Source organism: Agrobacterium sp. P15N1-A (genome assembly GCF_044626815.1).
Classification (GTDB): Bacteria; Pseudomonadota; Alphaproteobacteria; order Rhizobiales; family Rhizobiaceae; genus Agrobacterium; species Agrobacterium leguminum.
In genome coordinates this window covers 109,278-129,666 of record NZ_JBIUPF010000005.1, presented here as the reverse complement: position 1 = coordinate 129,666, position 20,389 = coordinate 109,278, and the positions used below count along the sequence as shown (strand labels likewise).

Annotated in this window: 21 protein-coding genes and 1 pseudogene; 11 read left to right on the top strand and 11 right to left on the bottom strand. The window is 60.7% G+C overall.

Going from position 1 to position 20,389, the window contains the following annotated elements; genetic code table 11:
* Window positions 1-5: 5 nt before the first annotated feature.
* Window positions 6-932 carry an AraC family transcriptional regulator gene (locus tag ACIK7D_RS18020; protein WP_080854714.1) on the bottom strand — a complete coding sequence of 309 codons (927 nt, stop codon included), beginning with the start codon at window positions 930-932 and terminating at the stop codon, window positions 6-8.
* Between the two features lie 212 nt (window positions 933-1,144).
* Here ACIK7D_RS18020 and ACIK7D_RS18015 point away from each other — a divergent pair, with 212 nt between their 5' ends.
* The 6 genes from ACIK7D_RS18015 (at window position 1,145) to ACIK7D_RS17990 (ending at window position 8,132) form a co-directional block, all read left to right on the top strand.
* Window positions 1,145-2,026 carry a carbohydrate ABC transporter permease gene (locus ACIK7D_RS18015; RefSeq protein WP_020812253.1) on the top strand — a complete coding sequence of 294 codons (882 nt, stop codon included), beginning with the start codon at window positions 1,145-1,147 and terminating at the stop codon, window positions 2,024-2,026.
* Between the two features lie 4 nt (window positions 2,027-2,030).
* On the top strand, window positions 2,031-2,915 hold the full coding sequence (locus ACIK7D_RS18010; RefSeq protein WP_104679662.1) for a carbohydrate ABC transporter permease: 885 nt from the start codon (window positions 2,031-2,033) through the stop codon (window positions 2,913-2,915).
* Window positions 2,916-2,917: 2 nt separating this feature from the next.
* Complete coding sequence (locus ACIK7D_RS18005; protein WP_137454769.1) at window positions 2,918-4,018, top strand: ABC transporter ATP-binding protein; 1,101 nt, start codon at window positions 2,918-2,920, stop codon at window positions 4,016-4,018.
* A gap of 43 nt (window positions 4,019-4,061) precedes the next feature.
* Window positions 4,062-5,330, top strand: coding sequence for an ABC transporter substrate-binding protein (locus tag ACIK7D_RS18000; protein ID WP_137454770.1), 1,269 nt, complete (start codon window positions 4,062-4,064; stop codon window positions 5,328-5,330).
* Window positions 5,331-5,445: 115 nt separating this feature from the next.
* On the top strand, window positions 5,446-6,999 hold the full coding sequence (locus tag ACIK7D_RS17995; RefSeq protein WP_137454771.1) for a glycoside hydrolase family 28 protein: 1,554 nt from the start codon (window positions 5,446-5,448) through the stop codon (window positions 6,997-6,999).
* Window positions 7,000-7,007: 8 nt separating this feature from the next.
* Window positions 7,008-8,132 (top strand): glycoside hydrolase family 105 protein, encoded by a 1,125-nt coding sequence (locus ACIK7D_RS17990; RefSeq protein ID WP_137454772.1) that lies wholly within the window; start codon window positions 7,008-7,010, stop codon window positions 8,130-8,132.
* Between the two features lie 2 nt (window positions 8,133-8,134).
* On the opposite strand, the gene ACIK7D_RS17985 is transcribed toward ACIK7D_RS17990, so the two are convergent.
* Together ACIK7D_RS17985 and ACIK7D_RS17980 are read right to left on the bottom strand one after the other, a co-directional pair.
* Entirely contained in the window at window positions 8,135-9,397 is a 1,263-nt protein-coding gene (locus tag ACIK7D_RS17985; protein ID WP_137454773.1) for an ATP-binding protein, read from the bottom strand.
* Window positions 9,394-10,125 (bottom strand): response regulator, encoded by a 732-nt coding sequence (locus tag ACIK7D_RS17980; RefSeq protein ID WP_205529919.1) that lies wholly within the window; start codon window positions 10,123-10,125, stop codon window positions 9,394-9,396. The genes ACIK7D_RS17985 and ACIK7D_RS17980 overlap by 4 nt, the downstream gene beginning before the upstream one ends.
* Before the next feature lie 202 nt (window positions 10,126-10,327).
* On the opposite strand from ACIK7D_RS17980, the gene ACIK7D_RS17975 reads away from it, so the two are divergent.
* The 4 genes from ACIK7D_RS17975 to ACIK7D_RS17960 all read left to right on the top strand — a co-directional run bounded on the left by ACIK7D_RS17975 (window position 10,328) and on the right by ACIK7D_RS17960 (window position 14,599).
* Entirely contained in the window at window positions 10,328-10,966 is a 639-nt protein-coding gene (locus tag ACIK7D_RS17975; RefSeq protein WP_137454774.1) for a hypothetical protein, read from the top strand.
* Window positions 10,967-11,093: 127 nt separating this feature from the next.
* Window positions 11,094-11,390, top strand: a complete 297-nt coding sequence (locus tag ACIK7D_RS17970) for a hypothetical protein (protein WP_137454775.1) — start codon at window positions 11,094-11,096, stop codon at window positions 11,388-11,390.
* A gap of 22 nt (window positions 11,391-11,412) precedes the next feature.
* Window positions 11,413-12,636 carry an efflux RND transporter periplasmic adaptor subunit gene (locus tag ACIK7D_RS17965; protein ID WP_400156985.1) on the top strand — a complete coding sequence of 408 codons (1,224 nt, stop codon included), beginning with the start codon at window positions 11,413-11,415 and terminating at the stop codon, window positions 12,634-12,636.
* Between the two features lie 4 nt (window positions 12,637-12,640).
* Window positions 12,641-14,599 (top strand): MacB family efflux pump subunit, encoded by a 1,959-nt coding sequence (locus tag ACIK7D_RS17960; RefSeq protein ID WP_137454777.1) that lies wholly within the window; start codon window positions 12,641-12,643, stop codon window positions 14,597-14,599.
* A 13-nt stretch (window positions 14,600-14,612) separates the two neighbouring features.
* On the opposite strand, the gene ACIK7D_RS17955 is transcribed toward ACIK7D_RS17960, so the two are convergent.
* On the bottom strand, window positions 14,613-14,849 hold the full coding sequence (locus tag ACIK7D_RS17955; RefSeq protein ID WP_003520197.1) for an acyl carrier protein: 237 nt from the start codon (window positions 14,847-14,849) through the stop codon (window positions 14,613-14,615).
* A gap of 311 nt (window positions 14,850-15,160) precedes the next feature.
* On the opposite strand from ACIK7D_RS17955, the gene ACIK7D_RS17950 reads away from it, so the two are divergent.
* Complete coding sequence (locus tag ACIK7D_RS17950; protein ID WP_137454778.1) at window positions 15,161-16,258, top strand: acyltransferase; 1,098 nt, start codon at window positions 15,161-15,163, stop codon at window positions 16,256-16,258.
* 369 nt (window positions 16,259-16,627) lie between these two features.
* Here ACIK7D_RS17950 and ACIK7D_RS17945 read toward each other — a convergent pair whose 3' ends face one another.
* From ACIK7D_RS17945 to ACIK7D_RS17915, 7 genes and pseudogenes are all read right to left on the bottom strand, one after another.
* Window positions 16,628-16,915: a hypothetical protein gene (locus tag ACIK7D_RS17945; RefSeq protein ID WP_127757505.1), complete on the bottom strand. Its 288-nt coding sequence runs from the start codon at window positions 16,913-16,915 to the stop codon at window positions 16,628-16,630.
* A gap of 542 nt (window positions 16,916-17,457) precedes the next feature.
* On the bottom strand, window positions 17,458-17,595 hold the full coding sequence (locus ACIK7D_RS17940; protein ID WP_167857128.1) for a hypothetical protein: 138 nt from the start codon (window positions 17,593-17,595) through the stop codon (window positions 17,458-17,460).
* A gap of 96 nt (window positions 17,596-17,691) precedes the next feature.
* Window positions 17,692-17,907, bottom strand: coding sequence for a hypothetical protein (locus tag ACIK7D_RS17935; protein WP_080821088.1), 216 nt, complete (start codon window positions 17,905-17,907; stop codon window positions 17,692-17,694).
* A gap of 42 nt (window positions 17,908-17,949) precedes the next feature.
* A pseudogene (locus ACIK7D_RS17930) lies at window positions 17,950-18,054 on the bottom strand (30S ribosomal protein S21); the annotation flags it as partial.
* A gap of 100 nt (window positions 18,055-18,154) precedes the next feature.
* A complete protein-coding gene (locus ACIK7D_RS17925; RefSeq protein ID WP_003520191.1) occupies window positions 18,155-18,364 on the bottom strand; it encodes a cold-shock protein in 210 nt (69 codons plus the stop codon).
* A 281-nt stretch (window positions 18,365-18,645) separates the two neighbouring features.
* On the bottom strand, window positions 18,646-18,816 hold the full coding sequence (locus tag ACIK7D_RS17920; protein WP_162936937.1) for a hypothetical protein: 171 nt from the start codon (window positions 18,814-18,816) through the stop codon (window positions 18,646-18,648).
* Window positions 18,817-19,151: 335 nt separating this feature from the next.
* Window positions 19,152-20,387, bottom strand: coding sequence for a Gfo/Idh/MocA family protein (locus ACIK7D_RS17915; protein WP_137454779.1), 1,236 nt, complete (start codon window positions 20,385-20,387; stop codon window positions 19,152-19,154).
* Window positions 20,388-20,389 lie beyond the last annotated feature (2 nt).

The window sequence follows — 20,389 nt, the reverse complement described above, 5'->3', positions numbered from 1 at the left end:
CCCCGTTATGCCGGGGCCTTTTCCGTTTCAGTGGCAAGCAGCCTCTGCTGCTCGTGTTCGTCAAAGGCCATGAGATTGCCATGCCGGCTGCGGCGTATGCGGTTCATATGGTCGCGCGGGCTTAACCCCAATGTCCGTTTGAACATGCGTGAGAAATAATAGGGGTCGCCATAGCCCACTTCGGCGGCCGCTGCCGTAACCGAAAGCCCTGCCTCGAGAAAATGCATGGCGCGTTCCATGCGTTTGAACTCCTGATATTTCCTTGGCGTCCGTCCAACCCTCTTCTGAAATTCGCGCAGAAAATAATCGCGATTATAGGGAGCCGCCTCGGTCGCCCGGCCGGCAATGTCGGGGTCGAGCGGATTGGCAGAAATCATGGTGATCGCCTTCATTACCGCAAGGTCGAGGCCTTCCGTCCCCTCCGGCTGGAAACTCGGGCGATCCACCCATCCGAGGAAGGCATCGTCGATGAAGGCAATGAGCAGCACCATGAAAAGATGATGCTGGCCAAGCGTGACGGAGGAGGGCGGGGCGCTCTGCCGGTAGTGGCGCACCAGCGGTTCCAAGAGCGGCCAGCGGCTCAGCTTCACTTTCGGCTTCAGGTCCATCTGCGCGATCAGGTTGTGGCGGCCATAAATATCCAGCGTGAAATGTTGCGCCACCCCGCGATAGGTGACGGCCTGCTCGTTCCAGCCGACAAAGCGCTGCCCCCGGAAAATCAGCATGGCGTCACCCGGCTCCAGCACCCGCGCCTCGCCATCGACGAGATAATGCCCGCGCCCTTCCAGACAGATGATGAGATCGTCCACCTGGTTGGATTTGTCGATCTGCCAGGTGCGCGAATGCTCCATCTTGATCGTTGCGCGCGTCAGGTTGAGGTTGAGCGCCGCAGGCGGAACGGACGATAGAATGCCACCTTCGATTTCGTCCATCTTTTTCCTCGTCTTTGTTAATTCACCTTGGCGCGGAAATTTGGTTTTGTCACCGCATAAATTGCTTTTACGCGCCGTATCAATGAGGGAGGAGATCGGTCGCGGCGAGAGACTGCGCCATCATGCGCCCGCCGCCGGCCGTTCCGGGAGAATCACTTGTACGAAATTGTATTCTGTCGTTCGCGTTCCACCGGGACGCGGGGAGGAGCATTATGAAATCTCAGCGCTTCCTCGGGCTGGGATATCTGACGCCTTATATCGTCGGGCTTCTGGTCTTCACGGCCATCCCGTTTCTCGGCTCGCTCTATCTCAGCTTCACCCGTTACGATCTGATGAGCGATCCCAGCTGGGCGGGGCTGGCCAATTACGAGCGGCTGTTCACCCGCGACCGCACCTTCATGAAATCGCTGAACGTCACCCTGTTCTACGTCTTTCTGACGGTGCCGCTGAAGCTTGCCTTCGCGCTGTTCATTGCGGCCATACTCAATTACAAGCTGCAATTCATCAACTTCTTCCGCACCGCCTTTTACGTGCCGTCCATTCTCGGCGGCTCGATCGCGATTGCGGTGCTGTGGCGTTATATCTTCGCAAGCGAGGGGCTTGCCAATATGGCGCTTGCCGCCATCGGCCTGTCGCCGGTGGACTGGTTCGGCGATCCCGGCAATGCGCTTTTCACCATCACGCTGCTGCGCTGCTGGCAGTTCGGTTCGGCCATGGTGATCTTCCTCGCCGCCCTGCAATCCATCGACAAGTCGCTTTACGAGGCGGCCGCCATCGATGGCGCGGGCAAGGTGAGGACCTTCTTCTTCATCACGCTGCCGCTTCTGACGCCGGTGATCTTCTTCAATCTCATCATGCAGATGGTGCAGGCGTTTCAGGAGTTCAACGGCCCTTACATCATCACACAGGGCGGGCCGCTGAAGTCCACTTATCTCTTGCCTCTTTATATCTATGACGAGGCCTTCAAGAAGTTCAACATGGGCTATGCCTCCGCCATCGCCTGGGTGCTCTTCACCATCATCACCGTGCTGACCCTCGTGGCCTTCTGGTCGTCGAAGAAATGGGTCTATTACGCCGGCGACAAGCGGAACTGATGCCATGACCGATATCGCAACCTTAAATGACATGCAGGCGGCCCGCCGGGCGCGGCTCAGACTCGTCTCCACCTCTGTCCGTTATGTGCTTCTCTTCGCGGTCGGCCTCATCATGCTCTACCCGCTGATCTGGCTGGTGGGCGCAAGCTTCAAGACCAATTCGGAAATCTTCTCCGGCGCCGGCTTCATCCCCGATAATCCGACGCTGGATGGTTACATCCGCGGCTGGGAAACCTCGACGCCCTATACGTTCGGCCGGTTCTTCTGGAATTCGTTCCTGATCATCCTGCCGAAAGTCATCGGCACGGCGATTTCCTGCACCATGGCGGCCTATGCCTTCGCACGCTTCGATTTTCCGCTGAAGAAAATCCTGTTCGGCTCGGTCATCGCCATCCTGCTGCTGCCGAATGTCGTTACCCGCATTCCGCAATATATCCTGTTCCGCGATCTCGGCTGGCTGGACAGCTTCCTGCCGCTCTGGGTGCCCTCGGCACTCGCCGGCGATGCCTTCTTCGTTTTCATGCTGGTGCAGTTCCTGCGCTCGCTGCCATCGGACATGGAAGAGGCCGCCCGGGTGGATGGCGCCAACAGTCTGCAGACGCTGATTTACATCGTCGTGCCGATGCTGGCCCCGGCGCTGATCTCGGTCTGCCTGTTCCAGTTCATGTGGACGATGAACGATTTTCTCGGACCGTTGATCTACCTGTCCTCGGTCGACAAATATCCGGTGAGCCTGGCGCTCAAACTCTCTATCGACACCACCGAAGCCTTCGAATGGAACCGCATCCTGGCGATGTCGGTGCTGACGATCGCACCTGCGCTGATCGTGTTCTTTGCGGCGCAACGGTATTTCATTGAAGGGATCTCGTCTGGCGGGGTCAAGGGCTGAAAATGGCAAGCGTACAACTTAAAAATCTCGAAAAAATCTATGGCGGCAGCTTCAAGGCCGTGCACGGTATCAATCTCGAGGTCGAGGATGGCGAATTCATGGTGTTCGTCGGCCCCTCCGGCTGCGCCAAATCCACGACGCTGCGCATGGTGGCGGGGCTGGAGGAAATCACCGGTGGTGAAATCCTGATCGGCGATCAGCGCGTCAACGACCTGCCGCCCGGCAAGCGCTCCATTGCCATGGTGTTCCAGAATTACGCGCTTTATCCGCATATGAAGGTGCGCGGCAATCTCGCCTTCGGCCTGAAGATCGCCGGTGTCGCCAAGCCCGAGATCGAAAAGGCAATCGATAATGTCGCGCGCATTCTCGAAATCGAGCCGCTGCTCGACCGTCTGCCGAAGCAGCTCTCCGGCGGGCAGGCGCAGCGTGTGGCGCTAGGCCGCGCGCTCATCAAGAAGCCCGGCGTGTTCCTGTTCGATGAGCCGCTGTCCAATCTCGACGCCAAGCTGCGCGCCTCCATGCGGGTGCGCATCACCGATCTGCACCGTCAGCTGAAGGCGGAAGGCCTGTCCTCGACGGTCATTTACGTCACCCATGACCAGACGGAGGCCATGACCATGGGTGACCGCATCTGCGTCATGCAGGCGGGCCGCATCATGCAGGTCGCGACGCCGAAGGAGCTTTACAACCACCCCGCCAATCTTTTCGTCGCCGGCTTTATCGGCACGCCGGAAATGAACCTGGTGGATGTGGCAATCGAGGGCGCGGAATTCGTCATCGCCGGCCAGCGCCTGCCGATCGGTGCGCATCTGGAGCAGCGGCTTTCGGCAAGACCCGCGGATGCCGTCATTGGCATCCGCCCGCAGCATCTTGCGCTGGCGGGGGAGACGGATGGCCCGGCGCTGCAGGCGAAACTCACCAATGCGGAATTCATGGGCCACGAGGTCTATCTGCACGCCGATCTCGGCGGCCAGAAAGTCGTCAGCGTCGTTGGCGCGGCCGAATTCGAGGCACTCGGGCGCGACGGCATCCTGCGGCTGAAGCCGGACCCGGAGAAACTGCATATTTTCGACAAGGCCGATGGCCGCAACGTCTCGCTGTGAGGAGGGGACGGGCGTGCCTGATTTTTCGAGGAGGAGAAGAACAATGAAGACGATGACAAGAATGATGGCAATGCTCGCCGGCGCCGCTTATGTGGCGATGGCGACGGCCCCGGCGGCAGGTGCTGCGGAACTGCGCATGTCGTGGTGGGGCGGCGAAAGCCGCCATGTCGCCACCCAGAAGGCCATTGCCGCCTGCGGCGAGAAATACGGCCACACCGTCAAGGGCGAATTCACCGGCTTCGACGGCTATCTGGAAAAGCTCACCACCCAGATGGCCGGCAAGACGGAGGCCGATATCGTTCAGGTCAACTGGCCGTGGCTGCCGCTGTTTTCCAAGAACGGCGAAGGTTTTGCCGATCTGCGCCAGCTGAAGCCGCTCGATCTTTCGCAATGGGCCGAGAGCGATCTGGACGCCGGTTCGATGAACGGCGTGCTGCAGGGGCTTTCCGTTTCCACCACGGGCCGCGTCTTCTTCTTCAACGCCACCACCTTCGAAAAGGCCGGCGTTGAAATTCCGAAAACGTGGGATGAGTTTTTCGCTGCAACCAAGACCATCAAGGAAAAGCTCGGCAAGGACTATTACACCTTCAATGCCGTGAAGGAGACCGCCCAGCTTCTGGTGACGCTGGCCGTTGTGCAGAAGACCGGCAAGGATCTGGTCGATCCCAAGACCAACCGCGTGGCCTGGACGCCGGAGGAGCTGGCCGAGGGTATCTCTTTCGTCGGCAAGCTGGTCGAAACTGGCTCCATCCGCTCCCAGAAAGAGGAAGCGGCTGACGGTAACGTCAATCTCTATGAAAAGCCGTCCTGGTCGGAAGGCCGGATTGCCGGCTCCTATGAATGGGATTCGACCTATTCGAAATATGCCGATCCGCTGAAGGAAGGGCAGGTTCTGAAACCGGTGCCGATGCTGAAGCGTGCCGATGCCGTGACCGAAGGCGTCTATCGCAAGCCTTCCATGGTGTTTTCGATCTCAAAAAATTCGAAGAACCCGGAAGCGGCCGCCCAAATCCTGAACTGCCTGCTGAACGAACCGGAAGGCATCGATGCGCTCGGCACCTCACGCGGCCTGCCGGCCTCGAAGGCTGCGGCGGCGCGTCTGGGGGACAAGGGCGAGCCGGAAGTGCGGGCCGCCAACGCCATCGTCATGGCGGCATCGGGGCCGGTGGTGTCGCCCTTCAACGAACATCCTGAAATCCGCTCGGGCTTTATCGATACGCTGGAAGAATATGCCTATGGCCAGCTGACGGCGGAAGAAGCGGCCGAGCAGATCATCGATACGACGAACGATGTTCTCGCCAAATTCGATTGACGACAATGGCCCGCCGTCGCCTGCATGGCGGCGGGCTCCCTATCCGGCTGCCGAATGATGTGAGGCATGTCCGCCAAGGGTTTGGCCGGACAGGCACCAAAGACGAGAAAAGAGCATGAACGAACCCCTTATCATCGCGTCTTCGGCGCGAACGGCAGCGCTTTGTCTTGCCGCGCCCGGCGCTCGATATTTCCTTCCGTCCAAAACGGCATGGCGTCTGACGTCGGCGGATGGCGACGAGCGGCGCGGCGAAACCGCGACCGTGGTGACGCTGCTGCATGATCTCTTCCCGGATACGCGCTATGTCTTCGAAGCGGAAGGGTTCGGACAGCTTGTGTTCAGAACCGCCCCCTGTGCCGGGCTTGTCGAGGCTGCGGCGTTCTCCCTCATGCCGGATGTTGCGCTCGATGATGAGACACGCGCGCGCGCCAATGCACAGGCGCTGGAAAGGGCCGTGGCTGCGGTGCCGCAGGGCGGCACGTTGCGTCTCGGGGCCGGTCTCTGGACGGCCTTTCCCGTACGTCTCAAAAGCAACATGACCTTCCACCTTGCCGAAGGAGCCGTGCTGCGTGCGCCCTCCACCCGCAGGGGCTGGCCGATCCTGCCTGCCCGCGATGAGGCAGGCCGTATGCTCGGAAGCTGGGAAGGCTTGCCGGATGCCTGTTTTGCCGCACCGGTTCACGCCATCGCGGCAGATAATCTCGTCATCGAGGGCAGGGGCGTTCTGGATGGTTCGGGCGATAGCGGCGATTGGTGGAGCTGGCCGAAAGAAACCCGCGACGGCGCGCGCCGGCCGCGCGGCCTGCATCTCGTTTCCTGCCGGAAGACAAACCTGCTCGGTTTCACCATCCGGAACGCCGCCTCCTGGACGATCCATCCGCAGGGCTGCGAAGACTTGATTGCCGCCGGCCTCAGCATCGTCGCACCGCATGACAGCCCGAACACCGATGGTTTCAACCCGGAAAGCTGCCGTAACGTCACGATATCAGGCGTGCGCTTTTCCGTCGGCGACGATTGCATCGCGGTGAAGGCGGGAAAGCGCGGCCCCGATGGCGAGGACGATCATCTCGCGGAAACGCGCGGCATTCGGGTGCGCCATTGCCTGATGCAGCGCGGCCATGGCGGGTTGGTAATCGGTTCGGAAATGTCCGGCGGTGTGCATGACGTGGCGGTTGAGGATTGCGACATGGTCGGCACGGATCGCGGCCTGCGCCTCAAGACACGGCGCGGGCGGGGCGGCACCGTCAGCAATATCGCCATGCGCCGGGTGCTGCTGGATGGCGTGCAGACCGCGCTTTCCGCCAATGCCCATTACCATTGCGATGCCGATGGACATGACGACTGGGTGCAGTCGCGAAATCCGGCGCCGGTCGATGGCGGCACGCCCTTTATCGACGGCATCACGGTGGAGCACGTCGAAATCCGCAATCTCTCCCATGCGGCCGGCGCTTTTCTCGGCCTTCCCGAAGCGCCCATCCGCAACATCGCCATCCGCAATCTCACCATCGTCTCGCGCGATCCTTCGGCCATCGCAACGCCGCCGATCATGGCCGACCGGGTGCGTCCCATGCGCCACGAGGCGATTGTTTTCGAGCAGGCGCATATAGTCTGCGATAATCCCGCCCTGTTGAGCGGCGCTTCCGTTTCCATTGTATCAGATTCCGATTGAGAAAACCGATGAAAGCCACTGAATATTTTGATCAATTCTCCAGTCGCTATAAACATTACAAGGGCGGAAGCTGGTGTTATGAGGATGGATGCGTTTATCGCGGCCTGCAGCAGCTGTTCGAGGCGACCGACGAGGCGCGCTGGAACGACCATCTGCACCGTCTGGCCGATACACAGATAGCGCCAGACGGCACGCTCGCCGGTTACGATCCGCAGGAATATAATATCGACCATATCCTCGCCGGCCGTATCCTCTTTCCCCTTGCGGCGGAAACGGGCGATCCGCGTTACCTCGCTGCGGCGGAGCATCTGGCGGGGCAACTGCGCAGCCATCCGCGCATCGCATCCGGGAATTACTGGCACAAGAAGCGTTATCCGCATCAGGTCTGGCTGGACGGTCTTTACATGGGGCTTCCTTTCCAGATCGAATATGCGCAGGCGACGGGCCGGGCGGAACTGATCGACGATGCGCTGCGGCAGTTTTCAGCAGCGCTTGCGGCGACGGAGGATAGCGGTGGGCTCTATGCCCATGGTTACGACGACAGCCGTAGCCAGCGCTGGGCCGATCCGCAAAGCGGCAAGTCTCCCGCCATATGGGCGCGCGCGGTGGGCTGGCTCGCCATGGCGCTGGTGGATGCGCTCGCCATCCTGCCGGATGACGGCGCGACGGCGGCGCTTCGCAACAAGACGCGGTTGCTTCTGGCCGGCATCATCGCACGGCAGACCGAGACGGGGCTCTGGATGCAGGTTCTCGACAATCCGGGCCTTGCGGGCAATTACGAGGAAACATCCGCCTCGGCCATGTTTGCCTATGCCTTGCTGCACGCAGTGCGGTTGAAGCTCGTGCAGGGCGAAGAGGCGAATGCCGCCCTTTCGGCGGGTCGTCGCGCGCTTGAGGCGCTTCTGGAAACCCGGCTGAAAACCGATGAAGAGGGCGTGACGCGCCTCACCGGCATCGTGCATGTCGCGGGCCTTGGCGGCTTTGAGGGCAATTATCGCGATGGAACGCCGGAATATTATCTGACCGAGCCGGTGGTGTCCGACGATGCCAAGGGCGTCGGGCCGCTGATGATGGCTTATGCCGAAAGCCTGCTTCTGGCCAAGCCGCAGGCGCAGGCTGTTTCAGCGGCGTGACGTCACGCCGCCCTCGCGAAGATCACCGTCTGGATAAGGCCCTGTTTTTTGTGGTTGGCAATGGTGATCGTGCCGCCGAAGCGCTCAATGATTTCCTTGGCGATGGCAAGACCCAGCCCCACGCCGGGGATTGATTTGCGCCGCGCGAGGTCCACCCGGAAGAAGGGTTCGAAAACCCGCCCGATCAATTCCTGCGGAATGCCGGGGCCTTCATCCCTGATCGTCACGACGATTTCGCTGTCGTCTCCGGTCAGATCGATATGCGCCTTCTTGCCATGGGTAACGGCGTTCAGGATCAGGTTGCGCAGGGCTCTCTTGAGCGCCAGCGGGGCCGCCCTGATGGTCATGGCGGCTTCCGGCTCGATGAAGTCAAGCGCGCCCGCGTGACCGAGATCGGAAACATCGCAGACGATTTCGCTGAGAAGCGTGCCGATGTCGATCGTCTTGACGCTGTCCTGGCTGACTTCTTCCCGAACCAGAAGAATGGCGCTGTCGGCGATGGCGTCCAGCTCCTCAAGGTCCGCCAGCCATTTGGCCCGTTCCTCGTCGTTCTCGATGAATTCCGCCCTCAGCCGCATGCGGGTCATCGGGGTTCTGAGATCGTGGCCGGCCGCGGCGACGAGGCGCATGCGGCTTTCCATCGCCGCCTTCAGGCGGGTGGCGAGTTCGTTCAGCGCCCGCGCGGTGGCGCGGATTTCGCCCGGTCCGGTTTCCGGCAGGTGCGGCAGCGAACCGTCAGGCCCGATGCTGGCGGCGGCATTTTCCAGCATGTCGAGCGGGCGGGTGATCTTGCTCGCGGCAAAGATCGAAACGGCGGCGCTACCGAGAATGATCAGCCCGATCCACATGCCGAAAATTTTCCAGCCGCCCGGCGGAGGACCCATATGCGGGATTTCCGCGACCAGCCAGCCGCCTTTTTCCAGCGCGATAGCCGCTACGGGGGCAGGATTTCCCGGCGAGCGGATGACCATGGCGGTGCGCGGCTCTCCGACGCGGGCGAGCGCCTTTTCCAGAAATTCCGAAAGCATGCCGTCGAGATCGCCTTCCGGCGGTTTCTGTTCGATCTGGAAATAACCGGGCTGCTGCAGGGAGGGATCACGCTCGGCCATGGTCACGGCAAAAGCGAGGCTGCGGGCGAGCGGCTCGATGGTGGCGTCGGGCGGCGGCGGCTGCAATGTCCGGTCCGCCACAAAAGTCGCAAGCGCGATGACTGCGATGATGGAGACGATCATCAGCGCCGTGATGCGGTTTCTAAGCGAACTCATCGCTGCACCGGCAGGGTTTTGACCTGAACCGTCATCTGGTAACCGCCGTTGCGCACGGTCTTGAAGATCGGCGTCTGGGTGTCGGCGTCCAGCTTCTTGCGCAAGCGGCTCATCAGCACGTCGATGGAGCGGTCGAACGGTCCGCGATCCTTGCCCTGCGTGAGATCGAGAAGCTGATCGCGGGAAAGCAGCCGGCCGGGCCTGTCGAGAAAGACTTTCAGCAGATCGAATTCCGCTCCCGTCAAATCTATCTTTTCACCGCTGGCGCGGATGACGGAACGCTGCTCGGGATCGGCGGTGAAATCCGCAAAACCATAGGCGGCGGAGGAGGGGCGGGGGGCTTCCTGCGGTGTGGCGCGGCGCAGCACGGCCTTGATGCGCGCTGTCAGTTCGCGCGGATTGAAGGGTTTGCCGAGATAGTCGTCGGCGCCGATTTCCAGCCCGACGATCCGGTCGACATCTTCCTTCAGCGCAGTCAGGAGAATGACCGGCGTGCGCGGCCGGCGGCCCTGCAGATCGCGGCAGATATCGAGGCCGGAGCCATCGGGCAGCATCACGTCGAGCACGATGAGGTCGGGATCGGAGCTGGCGATCTTTTCCTCGAACTCACGCCTGTCGGCGGCCATCGACACGCGGAACCCCTGCGAACTGAGATATTTCGCGAGCAATGTGCGTATTTCCGGATCGTCATCGACGATCAATATATGTGTCACCGAAACTGTCGTCATATCGTCCAACCTTTTGATGCCACTATACATAAGCGCTGAAAAGAAACGGCGGATTTTTGCAACGAAAGCTTGCCGGGGTCGTTCTGGCAACATTCGGTTACAAATAGGCGGTTTGCGGAAGCAGCCCGGAAACATTCGGACCAAAGCCGGAAACGCGATGCTCCTATCGTCCTTTCATGTTGGAAAACGGAAGGAAGGTAAGATGAGAAACTCGATACTGGCCGCCGCCATCGCGACAGCAACCATGGGCGTTTCCGCCGCCGCGCAGGCGGCGGAAGAGAATGCGCCCGCACCCCGGACGACCGAACAGGCTGCGCCGCCGCCCGCCAATCCCGATCTCGGCCCGGACATCGGCCCGGATCGTGGTCCGGATGAAAGGCCGCTGCCGCCGCATATGCGCAGAATGCCCGGCCCGGATGTTCTCGGCCTGGCGACGAAGCTTTCGGCGGCCGAAATCTATCTCGGCGTTACGCCGGAGCAGCTCGGTCCCTGGCGCGCCTATACCACGGCGCTGATCGATCTCGTTTCTCCCGGTCCGGAGCGCAATCCGCCGCCGCCAGTGCCGGGTGAAGGCAAGGCCAAGCCCGAGCCGCGTCTTGCGGGAGAGGAGCTGGCAGGCATCATCGCGCAGAAGGCGGAAAAGGCCAAAGCCCTGCAGGACGCCATTGCGGCGCTGAAACCGAAGCTTTCGCCGCAGCAGGTGACGAAGCTTGCCGAGCTTGAGCGTGCCTTGATGCCGCCTCCGCCTCCCGGCCCGCGTCATGGCCCCGCAGAGCGCGGCGGCTTTGCTCCCCCGCGTGGCGACATGAGGCCGCCGGTTCCCGAGGCGGAACGGGGCTGAGGCAAGTTTTCGAAGTTTCCTCCTTTAATCTGCCCCCCAGTAAAGGAGGAAATCAGCCGGCAACGGCTGGAGCCGGGGGATCGCACGCCTGCGATCCCCCGCGTGATTTTCAAGCAGGAAGACGATGATGAGATATTTTTATCTGGTGCTGGCAACGGCTTTTGGTTTGAGCTTTGCCTGGTCGGTGGCCGTGGCGAAGGACAAGCCCGTGCAACAGCCGGCGGTCAAATCCCGCCAGGAAGAACAGCGGCGTCAGCCCGCCTGCGCGAAGGATCAGCGCGAGAAGACGGATTCCAGACGTTTTCGCAGCACCTGCCGCAAGGCGGCGGCGCGAAAATCCGCTTCTGCCTATGAATGGATCGAAGCGGACAGGGGTTTCATCCTCGTGAAACACGACATGACGCCGGTTTCTTCCTTCGAGTGAACCGGCTGGACAGGACATCAAGATGAAAACGGCACGCAAGGCAGGCGCATTGCTGGCGGTTGTCGCTCTCGCTGTGGGCGGCTACTGGCTGTCCTCGCAATATACGCGGGCGGCCACACCCGGCTATATCACCGCACCGGTGACGCGCGGCGATATCGAGCAGACGGTGCTGGCGACGGGAACGCTGAAACCCGTTCGCCTTGTCGCCGTCGGCGCGCAGGCCTCCGGCCGCATCACCGCCGTCAGGGTGGCGCTCGGTGATACGGTCAAGGCGGGCGATCTGATCGCCGAAATCGATTCCGTTACCCAGACGAACAGTCTGCGCACGGCGCAGGCGGCCCTGGCGAACGTGAAGGCGCAGCGGGTGGAGAAGCAGGCGACGCTTCTTCTCAACCGCCAGAGCCTTGCCCGTCAGCAGGAGATGGTGTCGAAGAACGCCGCCTCCCGCGCCGATTTCGAAAGCGCCACCGCAGCCCTTGCCGTCACCGAGGCGCAGATCGAAGCCATCGACGCCCAGATCGAGGAAGCGCAGGTCGCGGTGGAAACGGCCGAGGCCAATCTTGGCTATACCAAGATCACAGCCCCCATCGAAGGCACGGTTCTGTCGATCGTCAGCCAGGAAGGGCAGACCGTCAACGCCACGCAATCCGCGCCAACCATCGTCATCCTCGGCCAGCTCGACCGGATGACGATGCGCACGGAAATTTCCGAGGCGGATGTAACGCGGGTCAAGCCGGACCTGCCGGTCTATTTCACGGTGCTCGGCGAGCCGCAGCAGCGGTATGACGCGACGCTCGCCTCGATAGAGCCGGCGCCGGAATCGGTGCGCAGCGATTCCAGCTTCAGTTCCTCGACCTCTTCATCCTCCAGTTCATCCTCTTCCAGCACGTCGTCATCCGAGGCGATCTATTATAATGGCGTGTTCGAAGTGCCGAACCCGGAAGGCAAGCTGCGTACCTATATGACGGCGGAGGTCCATATCGTTCTCGGCGAAGCGAAGGATGTGCTGACTGTCCCTTCGGCAGCCCTTGGCAGCATGGACAGCGACGGCAGCTATGCCGTGCGCGTGGCAGGCGCCGATGGCAGGGTTTCCGAGCGCAAGGTCGAAATCGGGTTGAACAACAAGGTCACGGCGGAAGTGCGGTCCGGCCTTGCCGAAAACGAGCGCGTGGTGACCGGCGAACGTTCCACCGACACCACCGCAAACGCCATGCCGGGGCCGGGCGGCCCGCCAATGGGGCTTTGAAAACATGGCTGAACCTCTGATTTCGCTTAAATCCGTGCGGCGGGATTATCCCTCCGGCGAAGGCACGATCAGCGTGCTGAAGAACATCGACCTCACCATCGAGGCCGGTGAGATGGTGGCGATCGTCGGCGCGTCCGGGTCGGGCAAGTCGACGCTGATGAATATTCTCGGCTGTCTCGACCGCCCGACATCGGGTAGCTACAGCATAAGGGGCCGGGAAACGGGCAATCTCGATGCCGACGCGCTTTCGGCGCTCAGGCGTGAAAATCTCGGCTTCATCTTCCAGCGCTACCATCTGCTCGCCGAGTTGACGGCGCTCGGCAATGTCGAAATTCCGGCGATCTATGCCGGCAAGACGCAGGGCGACCGCAGGCACAATGCCGCAAGGCTGCTCGGCCGCCTCGGCATGGCGGAACGCCTCGATCACCGTCCCGGCCAGCTTTCCGGCGGCCAGCAGCAGCGCGTTTCCATTGCCCGCGCCCTGATGAACGACGCCGAGATCATTCTTGCCGACGAGCCGACCGGCGCGCTCGACAGCGCCAGCGGCGACGAGGTGCTGCGCATCCTCGGCGAGCTGCATGCCGAAGGCCGTACCGTCATCATCGTTACCCATGACATGTCGATTGCCAGACGCGCCGGGCGGATCATCGAAATCAGCGACGGCACGATCATTTCCGACCGCAGGACGGATGCAACGCCCGTACCGCAGGACGATGCCAAACCCGCTGCCGTTTCCGGCGGGGCTTCCGGTCTTGCGGGTCTCGTTTCGTCTCTGCGCGAAGCCTTGCGCATGGCGCTTCTGTCGATGCGGGCGCACAAGCTGCGCACCTTTCTCACCATGCTCGGCATCATCATCGGCATCGCCTCGGTCATCAGCGTCGTGGCGCTGGGGCAGGGGTCGCAGCAGCGGGTGCTGCAGAACATATCGAGTCTTGGCACCAACACGCTGGAAATCTTCGCGGGCAAGGATTTCGGCGACATAAGGTCGGGCAAGATCACCACGCTCGTCGTTTCCGATGCCGAAGCGCTTGCCAAGCAATCCTATGTCGCGGCGGTGACGCCGACGGTCTCGACCTCCAGCACGGTGCGTTTCGGCGCGAAGGAGGCGAATGCGCTGGTGAACGGCGTCAGCGAGCGCTATTTCGTCGCCAAGGGCACCAAGCTGTCGCAGGGCCGCTTTTTCGATGGCGGAAGCGTCGCGCAGAAGGCGCAGGAAGTGGTGATCGACGAAAATACCCGCAAATCGCTGTTTGCGGATTTCGATGGCAGTCCTGTCGGCCAGGTCATTCTCATCGGCAAGGTGCCGGCCCGCATCGTCGGCGTCACGCAGGCGCAGCAGGGCGGTTTCGGCTCAAGCCAGAACCTGTCGCTTTACCTGCCCTATACCGCCGTCCAGTCGCGCTTTCTCGGCAGCCTGTCGCTGCGCAGCATCACGGTGCAGGTGAGTGACGATACCGATGCCTCAATCGCCGAGCAGGCGGTGACGACTCTTCTGACCCAGCGGCACGGCACACGGGATTTCTACATTCTCAATACCGACGACATTCGCCAGACCATCACCAGCACCACGCAGACGCTGACCCTTCTGATCGCCGCCATTGCGGTGATTTCGCTGCTGGTCGGCGGCATCGGCGTGATGAACATCATGCTCGTTTCCGTGTCTGAACGCGTATCGGAAATCGGCGTGCGCATGGCGGTCGGCGCACGGCGCACCGATATTCTGCGGCAGTTCCTCATCGAGGCGGTGCTCGTCTGCATCATCGGCGGTACGCTGGGCGTGCTGGGCAGCCTCGGCTTCGGCGCGCTTTTCTCCGCCTTCAGCAGCAATTTCGCCATGGTCTATTCCACGACGTCGATCATCGCCGCCTTCGTCTGCTCGACGCTGATCGGCGTTGTCTTCGGTTATCTGCCGGCGCGCAACGCGTCGAAACTCGATCCCGTCGCAGCTTTGTCTGCGGGGTAAATCCCCCCGCCGGTCACGCCTTGTTTTTTTCGACGAAGCGGATGGCGTCGCCAACGGTCAGGATCGTGCTTGCGGCGGAATCTGGAATTTCGACCCCGAATTCCTCTTCGATTTCCATGACGATCTGAACGGTCTCGAGCGAATCCGCACCGAGATCGTCAGCAAAACTGGCCTCGTCCACGATGGTGGCAGGGTCTGCGCCAAGCTGGTCCACGATGATTTTTCTGATACGTTCTGCAATGGTGGACATGGTGAGACTCCGCGAAAGTTGCCTGCCGTCTAATTCCGCTCCATCTGAATTTGCGCCGAAGATATCCAAGCGAAATCAAGCTGAATTTCGAAAGGACAGGGCGCAGAGTCAAAGGCTCGGAAGATCGATGACATCCGGACGTAGCACGCCTTTCGCAGCCGCGAAAGGGTGTCGATCACCCGTTAGTATTCCATAATAATATGGGACGGTCGCCACGTTAAACAGTTTGTGACTGGCAGCGGTGAACCGCGACGCGGTAAAGCTCGTTGCCTGTGAACCTTAAATCCGTCAGCCAAACCGAGCCTCATGCCATGGTCCAGTCGTCCCCGGAACGCTTCATATTGCTCGACGGCATAAGGGGCGTGGCCGCCCTTTTCATCGTCCACCGCCATGCCGAGGATCTGTTCGGGAAAAGCACGGCTTCGAGCTATCTCGCCGTGGATCTGTTCTTTGCGCTCAGCGGTTTCGTGCTCGCGCATGCCTATAGCCGGAAACTGGCCGAAGGGGCGATTACGCCAGGCTTTTTCATGAAGGCGCGCTTCGCACGTCTTTACCCTCTTTATGGGCTGGCGCTGGCTCTGATGGCGGCCTATTTCATCTGTCTCTACGTGCTGGGCCTGCCGACGCCGATCGACGATCTGCATCGCCGCATCGATCCCGGCGAGCTTGCTTTCGCCCTGGTAACGGGGCTGCTCTTTTTACCGGCGCCCTTCACGCTCACCCTGAACGGTGCGCTGTTTCTCGTCAGCCCGGCATGGTCGCTTTTCAATGAGCTGGTGGTGAATGCGTTTTACGCCCGCTTCGGCGTCCGGGCCACGACGAAACAGACCGCCGCGGTGCTCACGGTCAGCGCCCTTGTGCTGATGGTGGCCGCCGCCGAGTTCGGCCGTCTGCATGCCGGTTTTCGCTGGCATGAAATGTATGCCGGCATGGGGCGGGTGTTCTTCTCGTTTTTTGCCGGCGTGCTGATTTACCGTTTCCGCAATCGCGCACCGCAGTTGAAACCTTTTCAGGCGGCGCTTTGCCTTCTGCTGGTCTGTTTCATTCTGGCCGTGCCCATGTCGCGCGAGCTTCGGCCGTTCTTCGATCTTGCGGTTGTCCTCGTCGTCTGGCCGCTGCTGCTGTTCGTCGCCAGCAAGACGGTTCCGGGGCGCGGGGTGGGAATGGTGTCGGTGTTTCTCGGCACGGCGTCCTATGCGGTCTATGTGCTGCATATTCCGCTTCTGGCCTGGACGGAGCTTCTGATCCCGGCGGTGCACCGGGAAAACCTGGCTTTGCCGGCGGGTATTGTTTTCCTCATCGGCACGACGTGCCTGTCATGGTGGCTGACGGTCCATTACGATCAGCCGGTTCAGAAATGGCTGAAGAACCGGTTGAGAAAGCGGAGTGAAATCCACCAGCCGGTATGATCCTGCCTTGCGGCTGCAAACCTCAATAATGGGCGAAAATCGGGGCAGTCAGCACGAAAGCTGCGACGAGGCTGATGATCGTCAGTTTCGCCGCTCGCATGCGGCGCATTTTGCGGCCGCTCCAGTCATACGTCATACTCACCTCCACGCAGACGCAAAACTTACCGGCATGGGAAACAACGCCAGCCTCGCGAAGACCGGTTATGGTCCCGCTACGCACAGGGTGCACATTCCATACCCAAACTTCCCGGGACACGCCTGATCGCGCGCGGGACGCTCAATTTCAGTGTTGCCTGATATACGGCTTTTGCCAAGCCGTTATTTTCATCGGTGATTTTGAAGGCCGCCACGGAAAGGGCGGCAAGTCCATTACCGGTAAAGAGGCGGCAGGCCCTGAATGGCGTAACGCGGCAGCGGTTTCCACGGTTTGACGCGTTCATGTTTGTGAACGCCGAACAGGAACAGCATTTCCTCGGAGATATCGGCAGGGTCGGTCAAGCCATCCTGAAAAAGCTCGATCACCTTGCGGGCGGCATTGTTGTAGAGAATGACTTCGTCATCCATGGTGTGACGATCGTAACCGAGACCTTCCAGCACCGACTGGAGCATTTTCAGGTCCTGCGATGTGATGATGCAATTTTCATATGCGGAAGACATGACGTCCTCCTTTCTTGTGGGGTTCACAAAAGCCGGAGCGTCGCGCCTCAATCCGGAGATGGTGCGGGGACGCTTCAACGCCTTGAAACGCGGGCGACGTCGGGGAAACCGTTCCCGGCCCGTCCGTCATGCATGTCTCGTGAATAAGGATCGTGCCCGCCGGGCAACAGGCGGGACAGGGCTAGGAGTGCAACAGGCCTGACGGCGGCAACGCCCTTTAATTACCGATGGAGAAGCTTGCGCCGTTTAGGGGGAATAGGCAAGCTAATTCCGCTAACGGGGACAACGCAGCAGGCGCTGCCGCAGTCAACAAAAAAGGCCGGGGCAATATTGCACCGACCTTCCTCATATCGCTCTCAACACCAGTGCCAGTACATCCGTGGTCAAAAGTCTGAAGCGACTAAAACAACTGCGAACGTCGATTTCATTCGCGCTCACCAGCAGTTGCCATGAGAGTTGTATAAATGGGCAATGTGGCCAAAACAAGTCCGGCATAGATGGCGATGCTTTTATACGCCGTGACTTGCCGGCCCGCCTGGCGCCTATTTCTTTTTGCTATCCGCTGTCGTGGCGTTTGCGAATTTGACCTGCGAACCGGCGGGCGGCGAAGCAGGTGCTTTCGTCTTGTCCTTCTTCGGTTTACGGATTTCCTTGTTGCTGCGCAATTGACCCTTGGCCATGGTGTCCTCCTCCTGTTGGATTGATGCGGCCTCGAGCGGCAATGAGACAATCCGTTCAAGGCCCGTTCGACCGGGCGATGCTGGAAATCCGGCCAGTCAGTTCTTGCCGGATCGTTTTTTTGCGGAAACCGGCGCGTCGGGGATAATCGTCGCTTCCTGCGCTTCGCGAAGCTGGCGAAGGCGTTCCGTTTTGCGGGCGCGCTGGTCAGCCTCCGCGTTTATGATCTGCTTTGCGGCGTTATCCGTCAATGACGCCCTGTCCTGTGCGGATAGTTTGCCGGGTTTGAAAAAAGCTTCCTTTGACGCGGCCATGGCATTCTCCTTTATGGAAGAGCGGTATCGGACGGCTAGGGGCGCGTAACCTCTTTGGGGGGGCAGCAGCCCTTCGCGCTGAATTTTCTTCTTTGCCCTCTTGCGGCGGTGGCGCATGGCTTCCGCTTCTTCGCGGACGCGCTTTTCCCTGGCCCAAAAACAAAAGGCCGGGCTTTGACCCGACCTCTCACGATCATTCTAACCTGCAGCCAGTACATCCGTGGTCTGCGGGATCAAATGACAAATATCAAGCTGCCTGAAGGTTATCAGCCGAGCTTTTGCCGGACCGACGGTCCTGGACGATCTCGTAGCTGATCTTCTGGCCGTCGTTCAGCGAACGCATGCCAGCGCGCTCAACAGCGGAAATGTGAACGAAAACGTCCGCGCCGCCATTGTCAGGCTGAATGAAGCCGAAGCCCTTGGTGGCGTTGAACCACTTTACAGTACCAGTGTTCATAACGATTTCCTTTCGTAGAATCGTTGTGGTTCCCGCGATACCTTGCGGGATTAGATCGATTATTTGAGAGGAAATCCGACGGGGAACACAGCGTTCCAGAACGACGTCACAAGCAATGGTCGATGAAGAAAATATAGGCGCAATTTTTGATTTTGCAATGGGCCTTGGAGGAAAAAGCACCGGCGAGCGACGGCTCATCGGCTAAGTATCTGGTTCACGGCACTATTTCCCGATGGCCCAAACATGCACCCGGTTCGGCGCGGCCTTTGGTCGTGCGCGCATTAGCCTCCGCCGGGAGACACGTCTTTCGCACCGTCATCCGGCAGGCTGCCTGCGCCCGGCGTCTTGTCATAGTCGGTGAGGGACGGTTTGGCGTGCGGGCCGGCGGGAGGAATGTCGTTCGGGCTGGAAGGTCCTTTGTCGAGCGTTTTCGGCTTCGTTTTCTTCGTCATGTCGCGTCCTCCTTTTGGTGGGAAAACGCTGGGGAAAAGGCGCGGGTTCCGTTTCCACGCCTAACGGGCGCGCTTTTCCGCCGTCAGCGGCGGGAACGCGGCTTTTTCTCTTCCCTGTTCATATCTCGCCCGACCCATTTGAAAAATACGACGAGGCTGACGCCGATGATGATGAGCGGAACGAAGGATTCAAAACTGGACATGACTCACTCTTTCTTCCCCCGGCGATCATTTTACCGGCATGGAAGAAGCGCGTAATCTGCGGAATATCGTCCGTTCTTTTTTGGCCATTGCCGTCTGCGGCCCAGCTGCCGATGGGCCGCAGACGAAGGCGGTTAAACCGGCAGTGATTTCACCGCCGCCGTGCCGCCTTCACGGGCGCTTTTCAGCGCGGCCACGCCTGTCAGAACGGACATGGCGCCGGCGCGCGAACCCGCCCGCTGCCGTAGCCGGTCGTTGGAGCCGGGCTTGAAGATCATGTCGCGCATGCGGTTGTCGCCGCCATAATGGCCGCCGGGCTCATGCGGCACCCATATGCGTTCGACACCGCCGCCGAAGCTTTTCACCAGCAGGATTTCATCGGCCGGCGGCTCCGTCCAGGGCTGCTTTTCATACTGGCGCATCTCGATGCGGCCCTTATGGCCGTTGAAGGCGATGTGGTGGCCCTCGATCGGCATATAGGTGTTGAGCGAATAGGAGACCTGCACGCCGCTGGCATAACGGATCGAGGCGCTCATCGTGTCGGGAATGTCGATCTCCTCGCGGAAGACGCAGGCATCGCGCATATAACCGTCAATACTCGATGGATCTTCATAGAGCGCATCGAGGAAAGGATCGGCGCCGAGATCCATGAAATAATCGCACTCATCCTTGTACGGACAGGTACGACAGCGCGTTCCGCGGAACGGGCCGTTCTTGCCATAATGCAGCAATTGCCCGAAGCCCTTCACTTCCACGGGATCGGAATCGAGATACCAGTTCAGCAGATCGAAATGGTGCGTGGCCTTGTGCACGAACAGGCTGCCGGAATGTTCAGTGAAGGCGTGCCAGCGGCGGAAGTAATCCGCACCGTGCTGGTTATCGAGATACCAGTGGAAATCGACCGAGGTGACGGTGCCGATTGCGCCTTCGTCGATCAGCTCCTTGATGCGGGCGGCGGTGGGCGAGAAACGATAGTTGAAGGACACATCGACCCGGCGGCCGCTTTTGGCCTCCGCCGCGCGGATGCGGTCGATCTTTTCCGGGGTGGTGGTCATGGGCTTTTCGCTGATGACATCAGCCCCGCCTTCCAGCGCGCGGATGATGATGTCGTCATGGGTGTCGTCAGGTGTGCAGACGATCACCAGTTCGGGTCGCTGCTCCTCCATCATCCGGTCGAAATCGTCATAAAGCGGCGCGTTCGATCCCATCATGGCGCGGGCGCGTTCGGCGCGCATCAGGTTCAGGTCGCAAATGCCGACCAGTTCGACATAGTCGCTCCAGCCGGCCAGAAGTTCGCGGCCCCACATGGTGGTGCCGCGATTGCCGGTGCCGACCAGCGCATAGCGTTTGCGTTTCACCTTTTCAGGCATCG

Excerpts from the sequence above, each read along its gene's own strand:
- ACIK7D_RS17945 (WP_127757505.1), bottom strand. The coding sequence starts at position 16,915 with ATGTCTTCCGCATATGAAAATTGCATCATCACATCGCAGGACCTGAAA.
- ACIK7D_RS17950 (WP_137454778.1), top strand. The coding sequence starts at position 15,161 with ATGGTCCAGTCGTCCCCGGAACGCTTCATATTGCTCGACGGCATAAGG.
- ACIK7D_RS17920 (WP_162936937.1), bottom strand. The coding sequence starts at position 18,816 with ATGACGAAGAAAACGAAGCCGAAAACGCTCGACAAAGGACCTTCCAGC.
- ACIK7D_RS17915 (WP_137454779.1), bottom strand. The coding sequence starts at position 20,387 with ATGCCTGAAAAGGTGAAACGCAAACGCTATGCGCTGGTCGGCACCGGC.
- ACIK7D_RS17980 (WP_205529919.1), bottom strand. The coding sequence starts at position 10,125 with ATGACGACAGTTTCGGTGACACATATATTGATCGTCGATGACGATCCG.
- ACIK7D_RS17970 (WP_137454775.1), top strand. The coding sequence starts at position 11,094 with ATGAGATATTTTTATCTGGTGCTGGCAACGGCTTTTGGTTTGAGCTTT.
- ACIK7D_RS18005 (WP_137454769.1), top strand. The coding sequence starts at position 2,918 with ATGGCAAGCGTACAACTTAAAAATCTCGAAAAAATCTATGGCGGCAGC.
- ACIK7D_RS17995 (WP_137454771.1), top strand. The coding sequence starts at position 5,446 with ATGAACGAACCCCTTATCATCGCGTCTTCGGCGCGAACGGCAGCGCTT.
- ACIK7D_RS17940 (WP_167857128.1), bottom strand. The coding sequence starts at position 17,595 with ATGGCCAAGGGTCAATTGCGCAGCAACAAGGAAATCCGTAAACCGAAG.
- ACIK7D_RS17925 (WP_003520191.1), bottom strand. The coding sequence starts at position 18,364 with ATGAACACTGGTACTGTAAAGTGGTTCAACGCCACCAAGGGCTTCGGC.
- ACIK7D_RS17935 (WP_080821088.1), bottom strand. The coding sequence starts at position 17,907 with ATGGCCGCGTCAAAGGAAGCTTTTTTCAAACCCGGCAAACTATCCGCA.
- ACIK7D_RS18020 (WP_080854714.1), bottom strand. The coding sequence starts at position 932 with ATGGACGAAATCGAAGGTGGCATTCTATCGTCCGTTCCGCCTGCGGCG.
- ACIK7D_RS17960 (WP_137454777.1), top strand. The coding sequence starts at position 12,641 with ATGGCTGAACCTCTGATTTCGCTTAAATCCGTGCGGCGGGATTATCCC.
- ACIK7D_RS17975 (WP_137454774.1), top strand. The coding sequence starts at position 10,328 with ATGAGAAACTCGATACTGGCCGCCGCCATCGCGACAGCAACCATGGGC.
- ACIK7D_RS17990 (WP_137454772.1), top strand. The coding sequence starts at position 7,008 with ATGAAAGCCACTGAATATTTTGATCAATTCTCCAGTCGCTATAAACAT.
- ACIK7D_RS17965 (WP_400156985.1), top strand. The coding sequence starts at position 11,413 with ATGAAAACGGCACGCAAGGCAGGCGCATTGCTGGCGGTTGTCGCTCTC.
- ACIK7D_RS17955 (WP_003520197.1), bottom strand. The coding sequence starts at position 14,849 with ATGTCCACCATTGCAGAACGTATCAGAAAAATCATCGTGGACCAGCTT.
- ACIK7D_RS17985 (WP_137454773.1), bottom strand. The coding sequence starts at position 9,397 with ATGAGTTCGCTTAGAAACCGCATCACGGCGCTGATGATCGTCTCCATC.
- ACIK7D_RS18015 (WP_020812253.1), top strand. The coding sequence starts at position 1,145 with ATGAAATCTCAGCGCTTCCTCGGGCTGGGATATCTGACGCCTTATATC.
- ACIK7D_RS18010 (WP_104679662.1), top strand. The coding sequence starts at position 2,031 with ATGACCGATATCGCAACCTTAAATGACATGCAGGCGGCCCGCCGGGCG.
- ACIK7D_RS18000 (WP_137454770.1), top strand. The coding sequence starts at position 4,062 with ATGAAGACGATGACAAGAATGATGGCAATGCTCGCCGGCGCCGCTTAT.